We start from the raw sequence: 20,520 nt of genomic DNA on the forward strand, positions 1-20,520 counted from the left end.
GCCTACCGCACCGGCTTGATGTAATTTGCCACGAGATGGTCGGCGATCTTGCGACCCATCGCCTCTCCGACCTCCAGCGAATTGCGGAAATGAATGCCGCCCCAGATGCGCACCTCTTTGTGCTCCTGGTCCATCTGCGCAAAGCTGGCGAATTTGCGTGAAAGGCGCGCGTCGGAAGTATCGGTCGCGACGAAGTCTTCCGTCCCGCTGCCGAAAACAGCTTCCAGAACGCCTCGCGCCGCACCCGCGTTGATCCCCGCCTGCGACGGGTATTCCGGATGCATCGGCGTGGTGTTCAGAGGCTGCCAGCCGGCGTCGCGTTCAGTGGCATCGTTGCCGTCCTGGTCGCCGTTGCGGATCGCGGTGATCGGACGCCAGAAATTGTATTGGAATTTGGCGTCCCAATCGACGATGAAGCAATTGGCGAGAGCCATGGACATCAGTGCGAACACGCGCGCACTTTCTGCCACAGAGAGGCCGTGACGAGCGGAAGCCTGCCTGGCCGCCTGAAACCAGGCGGGCCCAAGGTTGGCCTGTGTCCAGAACCGAACGGCGTCGGACTGCGCGTCGGTCCGCTTCGTGCTTTTCACTCCGCCCATTTCCCGGGTTTCATTGTAATCGCGCGCGTAAAGAGCACTGTTGAGGGCCGGGGGCGGACCCGGACGGAACTGACTCGCGCTTTCCATGCCCCACGGTTTTGCCGTCGCATATTGAGGGAAGAGCGGCGGCGTGGTCGGCACCCATACGCCAGGCGTGGTGAGCGGGCGGTATGTGTCGGGCATGTTTGTCGCGTCGCTCTGGCGTTCGGCGAAAATGGCGCCCGCGACTTTTTCGCCTAAATCAATACCCGCAACCCGTGCGGGGTTGTCCGGAATGGTTTTCATCGTCTCCGCGAAGGCTGCACCAATCCGCTCCTTCTGGCCGGGATATTGGCGCATGAGAATTTCGCGGGCAGCGGCAGCGGCCGCGGCCTCGGCCGAGGCGTTCGGGTCACTTGGAAGCTCCGGCATGTAACGCGAATATCGGTTCTGCACCGAGTTGACCGCGTCGGACATGGACACGTTCACCAGGGCCATGCTGCGCGTCCACGGATTACCGGCCACGTTGACCGCCTTCATCACGTCCATGGCGGTGTTGTTCCAGTCGGCGATGACGTCGGCGCGGACCAGTGTATTGCCAGAAATCAGGGCCAGGCCGACGATTGCAGCTTTCAGTACGTTCATCGTTGCCTCCTTCGAAAAGTTGGATTTCCGAACGACTGCCAATGCGGTGTGAATGTACCTCCATAATCATCTTGTCGTGCGCGGAGCCGCATCCGCGCCTCGTCACGCGAAAGCGTCGCCCAACTACCAAGGGTTCATTATCGCCAAGTAGGCCGATTGCTGCGGCGCTTAGCGAACGTCGAGCCTATCGCTCAGGCGTGTCCGTCGTCGAAGCTGATATCGCGGACCAGCGGTCGTCAAAACTCGCAGCCGGAAGATTGTTCCCGTCGACCGCGACGCTGTTCAACAACCTCGTGCCGTCGGTCCAAGGCGAGTGCGACCTCATGGTGACTGCGGTTGCGGCGACAGCGAGCAGAGCGACAGCCACGAACCCAGTAATCGTTCGATGCCTCGTCATCAGCACCTCCTACTGTGGTCCCAAAGCCCCTTACTGTGGGTCACGGGAACTTCGCGAAGGTTCAACAGCAATGCGACAAGCATGGTTTGCGCGAATCCACAGACCGCCAACTGAGGTACTCCAAACTAGTTCGCAACGATCATCCGAGTTGCGGTAATTTGGCTGACCGTTGGCCGCTTGTTTCCGCGTAGCTGGCGGTTGGAATGGGCGGCCCCAGTTCAGCCCCTAGCCCCCCGCTGCTGGGGCCGCTTCTCTCCGGCCCACGAAATGAAAGAGGCCACCAACTGAGGGGCCTTACTGCACTCGTTCGGTGAATAGGACGCTTGGGGTTAAGCACGACATCCCACACTGTTTATACTGGCGATCGCCTGAAAGGGGCTTTGTCGAAACGCGAACAATTCTCCTTGCTGCAACCGAGCGACCGGCAGCTGCCTCGTCGAGCGGTGTGCACGCGATCGTGCGGTCGCGGTACCGAAACGCAACAGACGACTACAATCAGATTTCAGAATTAGAGTTGTAATTGGGGAACCGACCAGACTCAGGTTAGATTCCGCGGGCTTGGAAACTTTGGAGGGGGCTCCAATGCCATACTTCAATTTTGATCTCGTCATCGGCGCGGAGTTCAAAAACCAGGGCGGCATGATCCTCGAAAATACAGAAAACGCGATCGATAAAGCTGACAGCCTCGCGAGCGAGCTTTGCATCGTTCGTCCTGAGCTGCGTTCCACGGGGTGTGCGGTGCGCGTCACCGATGGAGACAGTAACGAGTTCTACCGTACTCCGCTCGACCCTGTCCCATCGTGGCTGAAATCGTCCCGTCGCGCACGATGAGTGACCGTAAGCGCATGAGACCGAATTGGTCTGAAGGTGCAAATTACGGCAAGGGCAAAAGTTCGGTTGGTAGCGATCTCTTACCCTTGGGGCAGCCCGTTCGGCCATTGAGGGACTGAATCGGAGCTGGAGACTCGTTGGAATGGTTCGGATCAGATGCCGATAACTCGGTCGCGCTCATAAACTCGGTCACGGCAGCGTTCGATGACCATTCCACGTAACTAACAACGGCGAACGCAAGTGCGAGCAAGGTGAAAAGCACGCCCGCCACCGTGGTGCCTATTCCCAGCCAATGGATTTGGCTATTGAATAATGGCATCGCTCGTCTCCCGAAACGGGGTTTGCGACGGCCTTAAATCAATTCGCGATTTTCAAATGTGAACTGCCTCACGTCTCACGGTCACTTGATGCCGGGACAGAATGACGGACATGTTTCTGCTTGGACGGGTCCGTCGCACAATGAGAAATCATTTTGGGGGAGCAAGCTTAATGACAATGCTGATCGCTTGCGCGCCAGCCGGCGGATCGGACAGAGCCGCGATGATGAACCCCCACGGCCCAAGACAATACGCGTGGTGGCGACGCCTAAGGATTTGACGCGGTCTGTTGGCGCAGCATGTTTGCAATGACGCTGCCACGCTGGTTCGGCAGATCCGTTTGACGAGGGGCAAGTGACGATGAGTGCCGTTTACCGTCGAGCGATGCGCAAGGACGCAAGCCGTCTCTACGACATGCGGCGGCGATCGATCCTTGAACTCGCGCCTCCAGCGATGCCCGTGGCCGAGGCAAAGGCGTGGGCGTCGCAGCTCACGCTCTCTGGAATGGAGCAAAAGCTGCGTGAGCTCGAAGTATGGGTTGCCGAGCGGGGCGGTATCGTCGCCGGATGGGGGGCCATTCGCGGCGATATGCTGGAGGGCCTGTATACGGCACCAGAATTTGCCGGGCAGGGCGTGGGCGCCGGATTGCTCGGTAGGCTCGAAGGGCTGATGCGCGACCGCAAGTTCCCTTCGGTGCGCCTTGAGGCAAGCTCAAACGCCCGCGGTTTTTACCTTCGTCGCGGCTACCGGCCAACCGGTCCGCAAACGGCGAAAGGCGCCTGGCCCATGGTGAAAGAACATCTCGCCTGAAAACGGGGGCGGGCGGAGAATAACTGCGTTGGACGGCGGCCTGGTTTTGGCGGCTGTTTAAACCGTTCGCGGCGCTTGATTTTCGCCCCGCGAGGGGCGACTTTGGCGCCCGCTCGGCTGGGCTTATCGGAGCCCTCGCAGCGAGTTGTCAGGAGGATATTGCGTGGCGGACCATCAGGTGCACGATTTGACCCCGGAAGACGTCTCCAAGGGGATGGCGGAAGGGCGCTATCTTCTGGTCGACGTCCGCGAACCCAACGAGGTCGCGGTGGAAGCCTATCCGGACAGCGTGGTCGTTCCTCTCCAGACCTTCGATCCGGCGGCCATTCCGGACCCGCAGGGAAAGCAGGTGGTTTTCGCCTGCCGTTCGGGCAAGCGCTCGGTGACGGCCTCGCTGGCGGCCCAGGCGGCGGGCCTTCCCTATGACAAGCATCTGGCCGGTGGCATCATCGGCTGGAAGGCTGCGGGACTGCCGACCAGAACCGGCGGCTGATCTCCACCATGACATCCATGAATAAGGTCTTTGCCGACCTTCCGGTCACCGTGTTCGAGGCGATGTCGCAGGCCGCCCGCGACAACAACGCCATCAATCTCGGCCAGGGCTTTCCCGACGATCCCGGGCCGGAGGATATCCGCCGCGCCGCGGCCGATGCGACGGTGAACGGCTACAACCAATACCCGTCGATGATGGGTATTCCGGAACTGCGGCAGGCGATCGCGGCCCATTACGGACGCTGGCACAAGCTCGCGCTCGATCCGATGACGGAAGTGATGGTGACCTCTGGCGGCACCGAGGCGCTGACGGCGTCCATCCTCGCCGTCGTCGAACCCGGCGACGAGGTGGTGGTGTTCCAGCCGGTCTATGACAGCTATCTGCCGATCATCCGCCAGGCCGGCGGCATTCCGCGCCTGTTGCGGCTGGAGCCGCCGGGCTGGCGGCTGACCGAAGAGATGCTGGCCAGCGTCTTCAATTCCAGGACCAAGGCGGTGCTGTTCAACAACCCGCTCAATCCGGCCGCGGTCGTCTATCCCCGCGAGGACCTCGAATTGCTGGCGCGGTTCTGCCAGCAGTTCGACACCATCGCGATCTGCGACGAGGTCTGGGAGCACGTGATCTTCGACGGCCGCGAGCATATCCCGCTGATCACGATTCCGGGCATGCGCGACCGCACCATCAAGGTCGGAAGCGCGGGCAAGATCTTTTCGCTGACGGGATGGAAGGTCGGCTTCGTCTGCGCCGCGCCGCCGCTGCTCAGGGTGGCTGCAAAGGTGCACCAGTTTCTGACCTTCACCACCGCGCCGAACCTGCAAGCCGCCGTCGCCTACGGCCTCGGCAAATCAGATGAATACTTTTACGACATGCGCAGGGAGCTGGCGCGGAGCAGGGACCGTTTGACGAAGGGATTGGAGAGCATCGGCTTTCCCGTGCTGAAGTCGCAGGGCACTTATTTTCTCACCGTCGACCTGTCGCCGCTCGGTCTCAACGAAACCGACGTCGAGTTCTGCAAGCGCATCGTGACCGACTACAAAGTCGCAGCAATCCCGGTATCGGCGTTCTACGAGCAGGATGCGGTGACCTCGGTGGTGCGGTTCTGTTTTTCAAAGAAAGACGAAACGCTGGACACCGCGCTGGAACGCCTGTCTGACGCGGTGCACGGCCGCCGCAAGAGGTAGCAGATGCGCGTTTCAATCCGAGGCTCGCTTTGCCTGATCGGTGTGATGACGGTCGCGCTGTCGCTCTCGCCCGCGCAGGCCGAGGAGCGCACCGTGAACTTCTACAACTGGTCCAACTATATGGCCCCGGGGGTGCTGGAGGATTTTACCAGGGAGACCGGCATCAAGGTGGTCTACGACACGTTCGACGCCAACGAGACGCTGGAGACGCGGCTCCTGGCGGGCAAGTCGGGCTACGACGTCGTGGTGCCAACCGGCTATTTCCTGCAGCGCCAGATCACGGCAAAGGTCTTCCTCAAGCTCGACAAGTCAAAACTGCCGAACCTCGCCAACGCCTGGCCGGTCGTGACCAGCCAGCTCGCGACCTACGATCCCGGCAATAATTACGCCGCCAATTACATGTGGGGCACCACGGGCATCGGCTACAACGTCAAGACCGTGCAGAAAATTCTGGGACCTGACGCCAGGATCGACAGCTGGGACATCGTCTTCAAGCCGGAGAACCTCGCAAAATTCAAGGACTGTGGCATCCACATGCTGGATTCCGCCGACGACATCTTGCCCGCCGCGCTTGGCTATCTCGGCATCGATCCGAATTCGACCAGGCAGGCCGATCTGGAAAAGGCCGCCGATCTCGTCAGCAAGATCAGGCCCAATGTCCGCAAGTTTCATTCCTCGGAATATCTGGGCGCGCTGGCGTCGGGCGAAATCTGCTTTGTGGTGGGATGGTCCGGCGACATCATGCAGGCGCGCAGCCGCGCGGCGGAAGCCAAGAACGATATCGAGATCGGCTACACCATCCCGAAAGAGGGCGCGCAGATGTTCTTCGACAATCTGGCGATTCCTGCCGACGCGAAGAATGTCGCGGAGGCCTACGAGCTGATCAACTATCTCTACCGCCCGGACGTCGCGGCGAAAAATTCCGACTTCCTGTCCTACGCCAACGGCAATCTGGCGAGCCAGAAGCTGGTCGACCCGAAGATCCTCAACGACAGGAATATCTATCCGGACGAGGCGACGCAGAAAAAGCTGTTCGTCATCCAGGCCCGCGACCCCGCCACCCAGCGCATCATCAACCGGTTGTGGACCAAGGTGAAGACGGGGAAGTGATTTCCGCCGTCATTCCGGGATGGTCCGAAGGACCAGACCCGGAATCTCGAGATTCCGGGTTCGATGCTGCGCATCGCCCCGGAATGACAGCGTTGTTGCTTGTCGCACGCTCCGAACAAACTCCTGTTGCCGGAACCGGAGCGAGAACCTATAGCTCCCTCCGGGAGCATCACATGACCAACATCCTCTCGTTCTTTTCAACGCGTACGCTGCTGCAGATCATCTTCATCCTGGGATCGGCCGTCGCGATGAAGGCATGGAGCCTCGGCTTGCTGTTCGGCGGATAGGGAAAGCCCGGCCTCTGCTTCCGTCATCGCGAGGAGCAAAGCGACGAAGCGATCCATGTCTCCGCAAGCGGCGAGATGGATTGCTTCGCTTCGCTCGCAATGACGGGGAGGGACGGTTGCGGACCTACCGCCATCTCCGGTGCAGCCACAGCCACTGGTCCGGATACTCCCGCACCCAGCCTTCGATCACGGACGTCACCGCCTGCATCGTGCCCTGGATGTCGATCTGGCCCGAGGCGTCGCGCACCGGCTTGACCTCTTCGGACAGCTCGGCGCGGAAGCGGTGGTTGGGCAGGCGGATGATGCGCACGCCGTGCACGGGGCAATCGACCTGCCGCAACAGCCGCGCCAGCGTCGGGTTGGCCTTGGTCTTGCGGCCGAAGAACGTCACCTCGACGCCGTTGCCCATGTACTGATCGACCAGCATCGCGACATGCTGGCCCCTTTGCAGGGCCTCCGCCAGCTTGAGCGGCGCCTCGCGGCCGGCCGGCACCAGCGTGCCCATCTTGACGGCGCGGATCCGTTCGATGGCGCGGTCGGCGGCCTCGATGTTCGGCCGGCGGAACAGGATCGCGCAATCGAGCCCATGCGCAACCGCGCCAAGGGCCGGGATCTCCCAATTGCCGAGATGGCTCGCGAAGATGATGGCCGGCTTGCCGTCGTCGCGGAGTGAATCAAAAATCTGCTTGGTCCGCGCGCCGAACTCGACGCGGCTCGGTTTGTCCGGATGGTCGACGTCGTAGTCCCAGATGTGATCGAGATGGGCGAACTCGGCGCCGATGCGGCCGAGATTGTCCCACACGCCGGCCAGAATGGTTTCGATCTCTTCCGGCGATTTCTCGGGGAAAGCCGCCGTGAGATTCTCGCGCCCGATGCGGTCCTCGCGCAACCGTCGGCCAATGAAGCGGGTGACGCGGCCGAAGAAATTTGCGGTCTTGTCCGGATCGAAATAGCGCGTGGTGCGCAACAGCGCGATCGTCAGCGCGCCGACGGTGGCTTCCGCCACAGGCTTTAAGGCGTCGCGCAGGCGCGCCTTGGTGCGTAGGAGCAGGCGGTTCATGTTTTAAGAAGCTGACTTAGACCGGTTCGCGCGTCAGGATCAGCGAGGCGTTTTGCCCGCCGAAACCGAACGAGTTCGACATCACGGCGGTCACCTTGGCGTCGCGCGCCTTGTTGCCGACCACGTCGAACAGGATCGCCGGATCCGGAATCTCGTAATTGATGGTCGGCGGAATCCGCTGATGCTCGAGCGTCAGCAGCGAGAACACCGCTTCCACCGCGCCCGCCGCCGAGATCGTGTGCCCGACCATCGATTTGTTCGACGATACCGGGATCTTCGGCAGATGTTCGCCGAACACGACCGCTGTCGTGTTGTACTCCATCTTGTCATTTTCCGGCGTCGAGGTGCCGTGCGCGTTGATGTGGTCGATCTGTTCCGGCGCGAGACCGGCATCCGCCAGCGTCTTGCGCATGCAGCCGATGATCGGCTTGCCGTCCGGGCTGGATCGGGTCCGGTGGAAGGAGTCGGTCAGCTCGCCGCAGCCGGCCACCACGCCGAGAATTTTGGCGCCGCGCCCGATCGCCGACTCATAGCTTTCCAGCACCATCGCGCCGGCGCCTTCCGCCATCACGAATCCATCGCGGTTCTTCGAGAACGGCTTTGACGCCGCCTGCGGCGGATCGTTCTGCGTCGACAGCGCCGATAACAGCGAGAAGCGCACCAAGGCTTCCGGGTTCACCGAGCCATCGGTGCCGACGCACAGCGCTGCATCGGCTTCGCCGCGGCGGATCGCCTCGACGCCGAGCTGGATCGCGGTCGCGCCGGAGGCGCAGGCGGTGGAAAGCGAGATCGGCGATCCCTTGGTGCCGAAGGCTTCGGCCAGATGGCTCGCCACCGAACCGAACATGAAACGGTGATGGTAGGCTGCGAACCGGCCGCCGCCGCTGACGCGCAGCATGTCGTCATAGCCGAATTCGGTTTTTCCGATCGCGCGTCCGAGTTCGAGCCGCTGCGGCCATTCGACCTCGACCGGCGCCACCGCCAGAAACAGCGGTCCGGGAAAATCGGCCTTGGCTCCGATCGCGGCCTGTGCGAGCGCTTCTTCGGTGGCCATTTCGGCCAGCCGCTCGGTCAACCCCGTCGAGGTGACGGGATCGACGGTGACGAAATCAACCGTGCCCGCCATGGTCGATTTGAGGCCCTCGATCGGAAAGCGCGTCACGGTACGGATGCCGGATTCGCCCGCGGTCAGCTTGCGCCAGTTGTCTTCCTTGCCGGCGCCGAGCGACGTCACCACGCCCATGCCGGTGACGACGACGATCGGCCTGCCGAATTTATCTGATGGTGCTGACATGGTTCCCCCGATGTTGCGGCGTAACTGAAAGCGCTCTCGCGCTCATCTCTTGCTGTGGCCGTGATCCCGCCGAAAGCGTTCTTCCCGGCCACGCTCTACTTGACGGCCTCGACCAGGGCCATGCCTTCGCCCTGCCAGTGACCGGCCCCCACCACCACAATCTGGTCCGGGTGATCTGCCTTTTCAACCTCGAACCCGCTTGGGTCGTTGGGCGGAAACAGTGCGCCGCGGGAGAGCGAGAGTGCGGCCAGCGCCAGCCCCAGCGGAAACTGGGTCTCCAGCGTATGGCCGAACATCGTTCCGGTGGCGCGCACCGCGAATCCGGGGTGCTGGCGCAAAAAGGCCTTTTCTTCCGAGGTCACCGGCTCGGCGCCGGTCGCGCCCGTGATCAGATTGCCGCTGTCACCGGCGACGCCGAGTTTTGGCCACAGCGCTTCCAGCGATTTGGTCACCGCGCCCGGCTGCTTGCGCTGCGCGAGGTCGGCGACCACCTTGGTCAGCTTGGCATACGGCTTGGCGCCGCGCGCTTCGGCATGCTCACGCGATTCCAGCACCAGGAAGCAGCCGGCGGAGCCGAGCGCAAAACCGCTCGTGCCTTCGCGTTGCCAAACCGGCGCGTACTTCTCTTTCAGATTGAAGTCGCCGAATTCATAGAGGACGAGCAGATCGGAGCGTTCGCCATTGTGGGCGGCGCCAACCAGCGCGATCTCGCTCTGGCCGGACTCGATGCGGGCGAGCGCGATCCGCGCCGCGTCGATGGAGGCTGCTTCCTCGCCCATGAAGGTGCGCGACGTTCCGCACACGCCATGCACGATGGCGATGTTGCCGGCGAGCAGGTTGGAGAGCTGGGCCAGAAACAGCGTCGGCCGCAGATCGTTCATCAGCCGTTCGTTGAGAAAGCCGGGGCTCGAATTGCCCTTGGCGTCGGCGGTCATGATGGCGAGGTCGACCGCGAGGTCGCGCTCGCCGCCGCCGGCGGCGACGATCATGTCCATCCGGCCCAAAATTTCCTTGTTGCCTTTGACGCCGGCCGAATCCAGCGCCAGCCCCGCCGCATAAGTGCCGATGCGCTGCCACGCTTCCATCTGGCGCTGATCGCCCTTTTTCGGGATCTGGGCGTCGAAGGTAACAGGGGCGAGGGGATGCACGATGTAGGGCGCGAAGCGCTTGTCGTCGACGTGGATCTTTTTGGCGTTCAGCGCATCCCAATGCGCGTCCAGCCCCTCGCCGAGCGAGGAGACGATGCCGATGCCGGTGATCCAGACTTCCCTGGCGGGCGGAGATTTGGGCTCAGTCATGCGTTATCGCCTGCAGTGGGAAGCCGATTTTGTTGGCCATCGCGTCCATGTGCACGCGCAAGGCCGGGTCGGGGAAGGGGGCAAGGCCGAAGGTGATTTCGGCGCTGCACTTCAACTCCTTGCCGACGCGTACCTTTGCCTTGGTGACGGCAAAGCCGGAACCTTCGTGCTCGAGCTTCGCCTCGATCGTCAGCAATTGGCCGGGACTGACGAAACCGCGCATCTTGGCTTCCTTTACGATAGCGAGGAACGGCATGCGCTCGAACTTCAGGAGGCCGAGCAACAGCCAGCCGGAGCTCTGCGCCATCGCTTCGGTCAGCAGGACCCCGGGCATGATCGGGAAACCGGGAAAATGCCCTTCGAAGATGGTGTGCGCGGCCGGAACCTGGGCCTCGACCGTGATTTTCTTCTCGTCGAGATTGAGGTCGACGATGCGATCGATCAGCTGGAAGTAATCAAGGTTCATGGCGGGCGACTAGGCGCCCGGCGCTGCATTCTTGGCGGCGACCAGTTCGTCGATGCGATCGGCGAGATTTTGCAGCACGAAATACTGCTCGGTCGTGGCCTTGCCGTCGTTGACTTCCTGGGTCCATTTTTCGAGCGGCATCTTGATCCCGAACGCCTTGTCGATGGCAAAGGCGATGTCGAGGAAGTCAAGGCTGTCGATACCGAGATCGTCGATGGCGTGGCTCTCCGGCTTGATCGTGTCGCGCGGAATGTCGCAGGTCTCCGCGATAATGTTGGCGATCTGATCGAATGTGGAAGACATCATTAAGCCTTTGATATATTGGAGATAATCCGGAACGGCTTGAGAGGCGGGGGCGTGGCCCCGGAAGGCCCTGTTCCCCTTGGCCGGAGTCGAGTGCCCGTATATCGGAGCAGGGCCCCGAGTTCAATGGAGGCGGCCGTTCCCGTGATATTGGATTTGGCGACAAAAATGGGCAGATTCGGGGAGCTGAGCTAGCCCGGGGTGCGAATTCGTCAGGGAAAATTCGCTTGGAGACGCCGTCGCCACGGCGCGCCCTTCGGAGGGGGAGCTTCGCAGAGACCATTCTTTTCGGAGGAGCGCGTGGTTGGGGGCAGGAGATTTAGAAAGGACGCACAATATCAATTGTAGCAAAAACCCATAGAACTTGGAGGGGCGATGTACACATTACCATGGTGGATGCTTTGGCTTCAGGCGATCGGTGTGTTCGCGCTTTCATTGGTGGGAGCTTGGATCGCGTTTAAGCAAGTAAGAATAGCAGCTGCTAAGTTGAATTTCGATTTGTATGGTAAGCGCTTCGCGATTTATGAGGCAGCGCGCACTTACATCGGACAATTCGAAACCGAGGGGCAGGCATCCCTTAAAGAAGTTGTTGCCCTGCGTATTGCTTCCGCAGAGTCAGTCTTTCTCTTTGACGCGTCGGTAAAGGCATATTTGGATAGTTTAGGAACGCTTGGTGTCAGGCACGAGGCGTTACGGAAGAAGTTGGATTGGCCTGCTCTTGACGATTCTGCCCGCGGAGCAACCGCCGACGAATTAGCAGACATTGAAAACAAGATGACGACAGAAAACGCCCGACTAATCGCAACGTTTAAGCCGTATTTGTCCCTCACCAGAATCTAAGAGCGAATCCCGTTCCGGGGATTGGCGAGCTATGGCTCTGGCTGAGTTGGCGCGGGCTCCGGTGGCTTCGACCAAAGTACCTCTGGAACAGCGCCCGGCGAACGCGCTTGGCAAGTAATGTTTTGAATATTCTCCTTCGGTAGCTCTTGCACAAATGATCTAACCGTATCCATAGAATCCGGTGCCTGGGTGATCCCATAAATCTCTTTGCCGATCCGGGTGAGCAATGCTGCGCGTATGTTGAAAGAGAATGGACGTTTTATGTAAGCGGTCACACTGTGCGACTTGAAGGAATATCCTAGTGTGAGTACCTGGATTGTATCGGGGATAGAGCTGCCTGGATCTCTAAAGATCTTACTTACCTGAGCTGCAACTCCAGTTATCAGGCCAACATCTTCAAGGCGCAAAAGCTCAGTAAACAGATCGCCTTCGGTAGGTAAAAAGGGAATAAAATCAGAGTTGATAATGGAAGGAGACCATTTCTCGAAAAGAGACGTAGTATCTTCATCTAGCTCTGACACAAACCGTAAAGTTCGAAGCGAAAAAGCCTTTGGTCTCTTAAGCTCACCTGAGAGAATTCTCGCCCAGAGGTCCTGCAAACGGTCGGAAGATGCATCTTCGGCGTATCGCGAGAAAACGTTGAGCCAATCATCATTTGGCGTCGTTGTTTGCGCGTCTGGTGTCTCTTTAAGATGCTCGATCGCCTTGACCGCAACAGTCTCCCGGTTGTGTTGGTGCCGGATTTCCTTCGCAATGAAAGCATCAGCTGCTCGTTGCACAAGAGCCGGGTCGTTCTTTACCAATTCTGCAGCGGCACCAGCGAGCGTCTTAGCGACCAGCGATTGCCCCTCGGTCTTGTCTCTGATCGACTTTGCCTTTTGCTCCAGCCAAGCGGCCGGAATATCGGCGCCGCCTGCGATGAGACGCGAGATGGCTTGGCCAGCAGGTCCAGCAATGAGCTTGGGTAGATTTATATCGCCAACGACTTCAACAAGCTTGTCCCAAACGCCAGCGGCCGGAGGCGGATCAGTCGGCACCAACTCGTTGGTCATATCTTCAATTCCTTGCTGACAATTGATTTTTCACAATTAGTACGTGTGCTACAATAGCGGCATGCACAGTAATAGCAGCAGGGAAATTGGCTTCGACGCGAATATTTGCGTTCGCCCGCAATCGAAGTTTACGCAGGCGAGCAGCACCATGGCATGATCCAGCGCTCACTCCGCCCGCAGCATGAAGCCGTCGAAGTATGCCGCGAGCTCGGCATGGCCTTCGAGCGGGAGCACATGCGCGACATACTGGTCCGGCCGTACCACGACCATGCAGCCGGTATCCCGATCGATGCCGCGCATTGCAAAGATGTCGTGACCGCCCTTGCGATCGGGGCAGAACATCTTTTCGTAGTCGCGGAGCCCGTAGCGTCCTTTCGGAGGAAGAAGGAACGGGGGCATCGCCTCGATGGCGAGCTCGGTATGCGCTTGCTGGAACACCGCACGGACATCAATCACTGAATCGATATCGGCGCCCGCGGGCGTATACCTTCTGACCGGAGACTTGGGACTCGCGCTCAGGAAGTCGCACAGCGAGCGAACGGGGGAGCTGGCGGCTGCGGGGTCGCCACTGCCTGCAAAGACAAAAATCCGGAAGCGCCCGTCCGCCTTGGCGACGTGGCCAAGATGAACCGGCTTGGCGTCCGCGAGCCGAATGACCGGCGCGGAGTGAAAGCGCGTGCCGATCAACAGTTCTTTGGCGAGATGCTGATGATCCGGTTCGGCGGTGAGGACGGACGGGCGGTAACGGGTCGCCGTTCCTGCGGTATAGCGGCCGTGCCGGACGAAATAGTTCTGGGTTTCGGTTGCGTCCGCGCCCTTGTTGTTTCCCTTGGCGGAAGCGAGGATCTCGGCCCATTCGCGGTCGAAGTCGATCAACTCCTTCGCAACCGCCTGCCGTTCCGCCGAGTAGCTGTGCAGAAGCTGCGGCGCGCTGCGCTGGCGCAGGACGGAGGCGAGCTTCCATCCGAGATTGAAGGCGTCCTGCATCGAGACGTTCATGCCCTGGCCCGCTTTCGGGCTGTGGGTGTGGCAGGCGTCGCCGGCGATGAAGACGCGGGGCAGCCGCGTTGCAATTTCTTCCGCCGGAACGTCATCGAACTTGTCGGTCAGCCGCTGGCCGATCTCATAGACCGACCACCAGGCGATCTCTTTCACGTCAAGCGTATGCGGATGGAGTATCCGCCGCGCCTTCGCGATCAGGTCATCTGACGTGATATTGCGGTTGGCGATCCGCTCGCCGGCGTCGAGGTGGGTGAGTTCGACATAGAGCCTGACGAGATAGCCGCCTTCGCGCGGGATCACGATAATGCTGCCGTCGCTGGCGGACTGGATCAGCGACTTGAAGCGGATGTCGGGGAAGTCGGTGACGGCAAGGACATCCATGACGCCCCAGGCATGGTTGGCGGAATCGCCGCGCAGCTCGCGCCCGATCGACTTGCGCACCGTGCTGCGCGCCCCGTCACATCCCACGACGTAGCGGGCCCTGACGGTCTCGACTTCGCCCTCGTGCCCGGCATCGAGCCGCTCGAGGTTGACGGTCACCGCGTGGTCTTCAAACCGCGCCGCAGGTGAGGTCTTGAGGTCGAGCAGGCGCCGTGAATAGTACGGTTCGAGCTTCGCGGGCGATCTGCGCATGACATCGAGATAGCAATCATGCACGCGCGCCTGGTTCAGAATGACATGCGGGAATTCCGACAGCCCGTCCTCGACGTCCTGAACCCGGCCGCTGCGGACGATGTTTTCGCACCTGCGGTCGTCCGGCTTCCAGAACGTGGTTTCAGTGATCCAGCACGCTTCTTTCAGCACGCGTTCGGCGAAACCATAGGCATGAAACATCTCCATGGTGCGGCAGGCGATGCCATCGGCCTGGCCGAGCAGCAGCCGGCTCGGCTTCTGCTCGACGATGCAGGTCTTGATGTCGGGAAACGCCGCAAGCTGCGCCGCCAGCGTCAAGCCCGCCGGTCCGCAGCCGACGATAAGGACGTCGACTTCCGCCGGAACCGGTCCGGAAGCGCCCGAGGCCAAAACCCGCTCGACGGGATCGGAGATTTCGGGGTCGCCCGGCTCGAAGCCGTTCAGATGAAACTGCATGAGACCTGCTCCTCCCGTTCATTTGAATATTGCTCAGTATGCTGATTATCAGTATACTTGTCAATTCCAGACTGACGGTCAGCTGCCTTGGAGGGATCTGTGAGAGACAACAATGAGATGCCCGGCCATCTGGCGCGCCGTTTCCAGCAGATTGCGGTGGCCGTGTTCCTCGCCGAGGTCGAGGAGGCCGGTTTTGACCTCACACCCGTTCAATACGCCGCGCTCGCGGCCATCAAGACCAACCCGGGCATCGATCAGGTCACGTTGGCCGGCTTGATCGCCTATGACCGAACCACCATCACCGGCGTGGTGGACCGGCTGGTGCAGAAAGGGCTGCTGGTGCGCAACCCCTCTAGCCGCGACCGTCGCGCCCGCGAGTTGCAGATAACGGAAGCAGGAAAGCGAACGCTGCGCGGCATCACGCCGGCCGTCGAGGCGGCCCAGCGGACCATGCTGCGCGGCCTCACCGAGAAGGAGGGTGCGGACTTGATGCGGCTGTTGCGCAAGGCGATCGCCGCCGGCAACGAACTGAGCCGCGCGCCGTTGCGCGAGGCGGAGTTAAGGTGAGTTGACGCGAATGAAGTAGGGCGGATTAGCGATAGCGCAGTCCGCCGCACCAAATCGGTAGTCCGTAGGATGGGTGGAGCGCAGCGAAACCCATCGCCGTCTCAGACCGCAATTGATTGACATCGCTCCACCCGTCCTGCGGGCTAAGCGTAGCCCGGATGAGCGAAGCGATATCCGGGTCTTTGCATCCAGCGGTCTCGCATATCGCATGCGCTCATGCGGGCTACCAGTGTGCCAACTCGCGCCTCGGTCGAGACGACGGATTACGCTGTCGCAATCCGTCCTACGCCTTCGGCCACCGTCGTTGCGGCGAAGCGCCGTTCCCGCTCACGACTTCTTCGCCTCATCCAGAAACGCCTGGACCGCCTCGAACAGCTTGAGCCGATTGCGCTCCATGATGATGGTGTGCGTTCCCTCGGCCAGCGCGACGTAGCGTTTTCCCGGCGAGTTCACCAGCAGCGGAAACAGGGTCTGTGCCATGTAGGGCGGCGTGTCGCGGTCCCATTCGGCGCCGACCAATAATGTGGGGACCGTGATCCTGGCAGGATCGTAGTAGGGTTTGCCGGCGCCGAAGAATTCGGCGCCGTCCTGCACGACACCGTTGGGGGCGCGGACCACCGGGGGAGTCATCTGGGCGCCGACCGGATCGGTTGCGAAGGTCGCATCGGCCCAGGCGTCGAACCAGCCGGCGGGAATGAGATTGGCTTTCTTGTCCTCCGGCACGCCGGTGTACCAGCGCTCCTTGGCCTGATCGCGATTGACCATTCGGTACGCGCCAAGCTTGCCCGGACCGGCCTGAACGAGAGAGGCCGTCTGCCGGATCCAGGCCGGTGCGTAGAGCACGAGACGTTCGACCTTCGCGGCGTTCTGCGTGGTGTAGGTCGCCATCAGCGTCGTGCCCCAGGACCAGCCCAAAAGGTTGAGACGCGGAATGTTGCGGCGCTGCAGGATGAAATCGACGGCGGTGCCAATGTCCTTGACCGCCGTCTGGCCGGTGACAACAGGCGCATTGGCTTCCGGCTTGTCGGCCATCTCGGCAGGCCGCGTGGATTTGCCGTAGCCGCGCAGGTCCAGAAGCCAGACGTCATATCCGCGTGAGGCGATGTATTCCATCCAGGACAAGCCATCGAGCTTGAGGTCGAACGCCGTCTCGGAAGGGTAGGTCGCGCCGTGGACGTAGAGCACGGTCTGCTCCGGCCGGAACGAGGTCATGTCGGCGGGGCGTTTGTTGCGGACATATATTTCGATGCCGGGATCGGATGTCTTGACCATCATCTCTTCAGTCACCAGAGCCCTCGTCTGTGCCAGCGCGGGAATCGACATGAGCGTTGCGAGAAAAAAGCTTGCCGCAGCGATTGAAATTCTCAACGTAGCCTCCCTCGTATTCTTCGTGTTGCTTCTGAGGTAACGTAGCGGGAATTCCGGCGGCGGTGCACCTATAATTCGAGGCTCCGGTTGAGCGCTTGAATCACACCCAGAGCCGGATCATCAACGCGCAACGGCCCGTAGCGTGGCGGCTAACGTTCTGAATTGACTTCCGCTTTCGGTGTCACCGCGGACATGGCTGGACTTGCCGCTGGGTCGCCCCTGTAGCGAATGACCCCCAAACGGACGTGCGTCTCAAGGATGAACAATCGTGACATCGCCTCCGCAGCGATTTGCCGTTGTGATTGCGCGCGATACGCCCAACGTAGTCCCCGGGCGTCTCGTATTTGAGCATGCGACAGGCATTTTTTACGGAAATTTGATCTAGATCAAAGCGCGATACCGGCGTGCAACTCAGCCTGCCATTGCGCTGCTTCCCTCCCTGATGATCAACGTTTGCGGAGGAAGATCGACCGCCTACTGCAGCTCTCGGCTGTCGTTGTGGCCGTTTTGATAGCCGCTCAATTCCTTCGTCCCAACCGCACGAACCCACCAACTGATGTCAACCGCACCATTGCGGCGCATGCCGGCGTAACGAGCGAACTCGTGCGCGTCCTAGATCGATCATGCGGTGACTGTCATTCGAATTCGACCGTGTGGCCCTGGTACACGAATATCGCGCCGTTCTCCTGGTTCATGGCGTATGGCGTCAACGAAGGCCGAAAGGCCGTCAACTTCTCAGATTGGGTCGGCTACTCGCCGGGTCAGCAGCGAAAGTTACTGACCGAATCTTGCCATGACGTGATGTCGGGCAAGATGCCTGGCCCGTACACGGTACTGCGCCCCGAGACTCGGCTCTCGTCCCAGGACATCGATACGATCTGCGCGGCCGCGCGGAAGGCGGAAGCGAATGCGGGCGTGTCTCAATGACGACTGACGAGATGGAGGAGGAGCTATGGATTACTTCGAGGTGAGCGCACACCTGACAGTGCGCCCGGGCTGCGTCGAGGGCTTCAAGAAGCAAGCAGCCGAGTGCATCCGGATCACACAAGAGAAGGACACAGGAACCCTTCGCTACGACTGGTTCCTCAGCAGCGATGGTACTGAGTGCGAGGTTCGTGAGGCATACACCGGCCCAGAAGCATTGATCGAGCACAACATGCATATCCTGCAAGCTCGTTCAAAGCTATTCAAGGACTACGCTGACAATCACTTCATGGTCTTTTACTCGGAACCATCGCAATCGCTGCTCGATTTGCTGAAGACACACCAAGTCGGATTCAAGTGGTTCTCCTTCTTTCGGGGTTTGGAGGCGATTCCGTCCCGGATTCCTGGAACAGACTCCGAGGCCAAGCAGGCTGTCTAGACCGTCCAGATTGGGAGGCTCTGGTGGCTCCAACAACTCTCGAAGCCAAGGTGTACGACTTCCTCGCCCAAAAACGCATCGCTGTTGCGGGCGTGTCGCGCAACAACAGCCATCATCCGGCCGGTAACCTGATTTATCGCCGATTGAAGGAAACGGGGCACGATGTCTTCGCGGTGAACCCGAACATGCAGACCTTCGAAGGCGATCCCTGCTATCCCAACCTGCAATCGATCCCGGGTGGAGTTGATGGAGTCGTGATCATCACGCGACCTGAGGTCACGAAGCGCATCGTGCACGACTGCAGCGCTGCCGGGGTCCGCCGCGTGTGGATGCACCAATCCCTCGCGAAAGGATCGAGTGTCTCGCCGCAGGCAGTCGAGTACTGCCGTCAGCACGATATCAGCGTGATCGCCGGTGCCTGCCCGATGATGTACGGCGTGGGCGTCGACTTCGCACACAGGGGCATGCGATGGATCATGAGACTCACTGGAGGGCTACCCACATGAGGCGCCACCAGATTGCCTGGATTCTCATCCTCATCGTCGACCTGGGATACATCGCGTGGGGCGCGGGCGCCGCTGCATTCCCGGATTACCTACTCGGCCCAGGTGGCAAGGCGATCCTGCCCGCCGGGTACGAGGGCTACTCCGGCGGGTCTTGGTCGGAGCTCGCGGGCGCCTCTCCGCTGATCGCGGGATACATGACGGTGCTGTACCGGATGTACGGCATTTACAACATCCTGTTCGGACTCATGGGGAGCGCCATCGCGGTCACGGCCTTCCGCCGCCATGAGCGCTGGGCATGGTGGGCGCTGCTCGTGGGCAACACGATCGCATTGGTGTCGGCGATTACCTACGATAAGACAGTGAATGCTATCGGACCATTCGAGCTGTCCGAATACCTTGGCCTAGCCATGGTATGGGGAGCGCTCGCCGTTACCGCTCCATTTCGTGTAGCTGCAGCTCGGCCAGTTCGATCGACGAGCTGAGACATCGTCTCGCCTGCGGCTGGAAGACCGCTGCACCAACTCCCCGATGCAGTCGAATTCCGTTCATGGCATTTTTCGGACATGACGATGTCGCCCGCCGATGTCCGTTCGCTGGGTAAAGCGGACATCCTCCGAGACAATGCCGAAGTCCGCGAATGATCAACTTCGGACATCGAGGTTTGGCAAGCAGTGCAGGCAGGGCAGTAAAAGTCCCGGGCGACCCTGTCAGCGGTGAGATTCCGCCGGTGCGATGCGTTAGCTGAGCGGGTGCATCACGGGGGCAATATAGGGCGGCGGGAGTTCATCAGTCTGGTTGGTGGTGGTGCGGCTTGTCCGGTCGTGGCGCAAGCGAACTTTTTTGCCCTCCGCTTTGGAGGCGCTAAGCGGGATGGGCAAGTAATCTGATGCTCGTCGGTTGCTACTTTTGCTGAACACGACTCAAGTAATCGATAACAGCGAGGATGCGTTTTCGCACGACGACTTCCGGGTCTTTCTCCGGCCCGGCCATCTTCCAGTAAGACGGATCGACATAGTGAGGCAAGTTGATAATGGGGTTGAATCGTTCCCCCCAAATTGGCATTTCACGACTGCCGTGAGCGGGAATTGTTTTCAATCCATCTATGGTTTCATAAACGGCGTTCGCGGGAAAGACCCCGTTGTTGTTCTTGGCCAACATCGTCAAATCGGGAGGCGGTGTCTTAAGCTGGTCGCTGACCGGTCCTTTGCCTTTTGCATCCGTACCATGACAACTCGCGCACGAAGACTGAAATTCTGACTTACCGATGTCGGAGTCTTCAGCCCGAGCCGCAGCAGCGAAACCAGCGGTAAGGCTGGCAATTATCAACCATTTTGCACCACATTTTATCATGTCGCGCTCCGACACTGGCTAAAAGGAATTTAATATTAGCCGCTTTGCTCCCCGACAGTTTGACGCACATCAAGACAGTTGGCCGTGCGCGATGGCGCGATTTTCCGCAGCAACTTCAACGTGATTTGCCCCGTCCAGTCTCGCGCGCAAAAATATTCCGCTTTTCATCCGACCCAAATCAGTGGCTCTTTCTGCGTCGTCCCGACCCGGCAAGAGGGGCGGATCGCGCGTCGTCGCGAACGCGGGACGGGATGCGGTGGACGCAGGCAGCGTCAGGCGCGAAAGGTTGTTCGCAGGGCGGGTTTTCCCGTGA

22 protein-coding genes are annotated in these 20,520 nt (G+C 60.6%); 11 read left to right on the forward strand and 11 right to left on the reverse strand.

The window, feature by feature from the left end:
• Positions 1-2: 2 nt before the first annotated feature.
• Complete coding sequence (locus JQ624_RS35060; protein ID WP_212423452.1) at positions 3-1,223, reverse strand: vanadium-dependent haloperoxidase; 1,221 nt, start codon at positions 1,221-1,223, stop codon at positions 3-5.
• A gap of 979 nt (positions 1,224-2,202) precedes the next feature.
• Between JQ624_RS35060 and JQ624_RS35065 the strand changes: the two genes are divergently transcribed.
• The 5 genes from JQ624_RS35065 (at position 2,203) to JQ624_RS35085 (ending at position 6,362) form a co-directional block, all read left to right on the forward strand.
• Positions 2,203-2,451, forward strand: a complete 249-nt coding sequence (locus JQ624_RS35065; protein ID WP_212423453.1) for a hypothetical protein — start codon at positions 2,203-2,205, stop codon at positions 2,449-2,451.
• 677 nt (positions 2,452-3,128) lie between these two features.
• Entirely contained in the window at positions 3,129-3,578 is a 450-nt protein-coding gene (locus tag JQ624_RS35070; protein ID WP_249130308.1) for a GNAT family N-acetyltransferase, read from the forward strand.
• A gap of 163 nt (positions 3,579-3,741) precedes the next feature.
• A complete protein-coding gene (locus tag JQ624_RS35075; protein ID WP_212423455.1) occupies positions 3,742-4,071 on the forward strand; it encodes a rhodanese-like domain-containing protein in 330 nt (109 codons plus the stop codon).
• 8 nt (positions 4,072-4,079) lie between these two features.
• A complete protein-coding gene (locus JQ624_RS35080; protein ID WP_212423456.1) occupies positions 4,080-5,252 on the forward strand; it encodes an aminotransferase in 1,173 nt (390 codons plus the stop codon).
• Between the two features lie 45 nt (positions 5,253-5,297).
• A complete protein-coding gene (locus tag JQ624_RS35085) occupies positions 5,298-6,362 on the forward strand; it encodes a polyamine ABC transporter substrate-binding protein (RefSeq protein WP_409334415.1) in 1,065 nt (354 codons plus the stop codon).
• Positions 6,363-6,773: 411 nt separating this feature from the next.
• Here the strand turns inward: JQ624_RS35085 and JQ624_RS35090 are convergent, their stop codons facing one another.
• The 5 genes from JQ624_RS35090 to JQ624_RS35110 all read right to left on the reverse strand — a co-directional run bounded on the left by JQ624_RS35090 (position 6,774) and on the right by JQ624_RS35110 (position 11,070).
• Positions 6,774-7,709 carry a lipid A biosynthesis lauroyl acyltransferase gene (locus JQ624_RS35090; RefSeq protein WP_212423458.1) on the reverse strand — a complete coding sequence of 312 codons (936 nt, stop codon included), beginning with the start codon at positions 7,707-7,709 and terminating at the stop codon, positions 6,774-6,776.
• A gap of 16 nt (positions 7,710-7,725) precedes the next feature.
• The gene (locus JQ624_RS35095) at positions 7,726-9,003 is read right to left on the reverse strand and encodes a beta-ketoacyl-ACP synthase (RefSeq protein ID WP_212423459.1); all 1,278 of its coding nucleotides are present in this window, start codon (positions 9,001-9,003) and stop codon (positions 7,726-7,728) included.
• 95 nt (positions 9,004-9,098) lie between these two features.
• Entirely contained in the window at positions 9,099-10,301 is a 1,203-nt protein-coding gene (locus tag JQ624_RS35100) for a beta-ketoacyl-ACP synthase (protein WP_212423460.1), read from the reverse strand.
• Positions 10,294-10,767, reverse strand: coding sequence for a 3-hydroxyacyl-ACP dehydratase FabZ family protein (locus tag JQ624_RS35105; protein WP_212423461.1), 474 nt, complete (start codon positions 10,765-10,767; stop codon positions 10,294-10,296). Before JQ624_RS35105 ends, JQ624_RS35100 begins: the two co-directional genes overlap by 8 nt.
• Before the next feature lie 9 nt (positions 10,768-10,776).
• On the reverse strand, positions 10,777-11,070 hold the full coding sequence (locus JQ624_RS35110; protein WP_028346689.1) for an acyl carrier protein: 294 nt from the start codon (positions 11,068-11,070) through the stop codon (positions 10,777-10,779).
• A 375-nt stretch (positions 11,071-11,445) separates the two neighbouring features.
• Here JQ624_RS35110 and JQ624_RS35115 point away from each other — a divergent pair, with 375 nt between their 5' ends.
• Positions 11,446-11,910: a hypothetical protein gene (locus JQ624_RS35115; protein WP_212423462.1), complete on the forward strand. Its 465-nt coding sequence runs from the start codon at positions 11,446-11,448 to the stop codon at positions 11,908-11,910.
• Between the two features lie 29 nt (positions 11,911-11,939).
• On the opposite strand, the gene JQ624_RS35120 is transcribed toward JQ624_RS35115, so the two are convergent.
• On the reverse strand, positions 11,940-12,962 hold the full coding sequence (locus JQ624_RS35120) for a DUF2806 domain-containing protein (RefSeq protein WP_212423463.1): 1,023 nt from the start codon (positions 12,960-12,962) through the stop codon (positions 11,940-11,942).
• A gap of 165 nt (positions 12,963-13,127) precedes the next feature.
• Entirely contained in the window at positions 13,128-15,053 is a 1,926-nt protein-coding gene (locus tag JQ624_RS35125) for an FAD-binding monooxygenase (protein ID WP_212423464.1), read from the reverse strand.
• Positions 15,054-15,152: 99 nt separating this feature from the next.
• On the opposite strand from JQ624_RS35125, the gene JQ624_RS35130 reads away from it, so the two are divergent.
• Entirely contained in the window at positions 15,153-15,620 is a 468-nt protein-coding gene (locus tag JQ624_RS35130) for a MarR family winged helix-turn-helix transcriptional regulator (RefSeq protein ID WP_212423465.1), read from the forward strand.
• 327 nt (positions 15,621-15,947) lie between these two features.
• On the opposite strand, the gene JQ624_RS35135 is transcribed toward JQ624_RS35130, so the two are convergent.
• On the reverse strand, positions 15,948-16,907 hold the full coding sequence (locus JQ624_RS35135) for an alpha/beta fold hydrolase (protein ID WP_312014547.1): 960 nt from the start codon (positions 16,905-16,907) through the stop codon (positions 15,948-15,950).
• 534 nt (positions 16,908-17,441) lie between these two features.
• On the opposite strand from JQ624_RS35135, the gene JQ624_RS35140 reads away from it, so the two are divergent.
• The 4 genes from JQ624_RS35140 to JQ624_RS35155 are packed head-to-tail and all read left to right on the forward strand — an operon-like array spanning position 17,442 to position 19,339.
• Positions 17,442-17,915: a heme-binding domain-containing protein gene (locus tag JQ624_RS35140; protein WP_212423466.1), complete on the forward strand. Its 474-nt coding sequence runs from the start codon at positions 17,442-17,444 to the stop codon at positions 17,913-17,915.
• 25 nt (positions 17,916-17,940) lie between these two features.
• Positions 17,941-18,351: a hypothetical protein gene (locus tag JQ624_RS35145; RefSeq protein WP_212423467.1), complete on the forward strand. Its 411-nt coding sequence runs from the start codon at positions 17,941-17,943 to the stop codon at positions 18,349-18,351.
• A 23-nt stretch (positions 18,352-18,374) separates the two neighbouring features.
• Positions 18,375-18,857: a CoA-binding protein gene (locus JQ624_RS35150; RefSeq protein WP_212423468.1), complete on the forward strand. Its 483-nt coding sequence runs from the start codon at positions 18,375-18,377 to the stop codon at positions 18,855-18,857.
• Positions 18,854-19,339 (forward strand): hypothetical protein, encoded by a 486-nt coding sequence (locus JQ624_RS35155; RefSeq protein ID WP_212423469.1) that lies wholly within the window; start codon positions 18,854-18,856, stop codon positions 19,337-19,339. The genes JQ624_RS35150 and JQ624_RS35155 overlap by 4 nt, the downstream gene beginning before the upstream one ends.
• A gap of 418 nt (positions 19,340-19,757) precedes the next feature.
• Here JQ624_RS35155 and JQ624_RS35160 read toward each other — a convergent pair whose 3' ends face one another.
• Both JQ624_RS35160 and JQ624_RS35165 read right to left on the reverse strand, forming a co-directional pair.
• Positions 19,758-20,207: a cytochrome c gene (locus JQ624_RS35160; RefSeq protein WP_212423470.1), complete on the reverse strand. Its 450-nt coding sequence runs from the start codon at positions 20,205-20,207 to the stop codon at positions 19,758-19,760.
• Between the two features lie 69 nt (positions 20,208-20,276).
• Positions 20,277-20,520: hypothetical protein (locus JQ624_RS35165; protein ID WP_212423471.1), on the reverse strand; the 244-nt coding region annotated here is incomplete at its 5' end.

It is taken from the genome of Bradyrhizobium sp. AUGA SZCCT0283, from assembly GCF_018130385.1.
GTDB lineage: Bacteria > Pseudomonadota > Alphaproteobacteria > Rhizobiales > Xanthobacteraceae > Bradyrhizobium.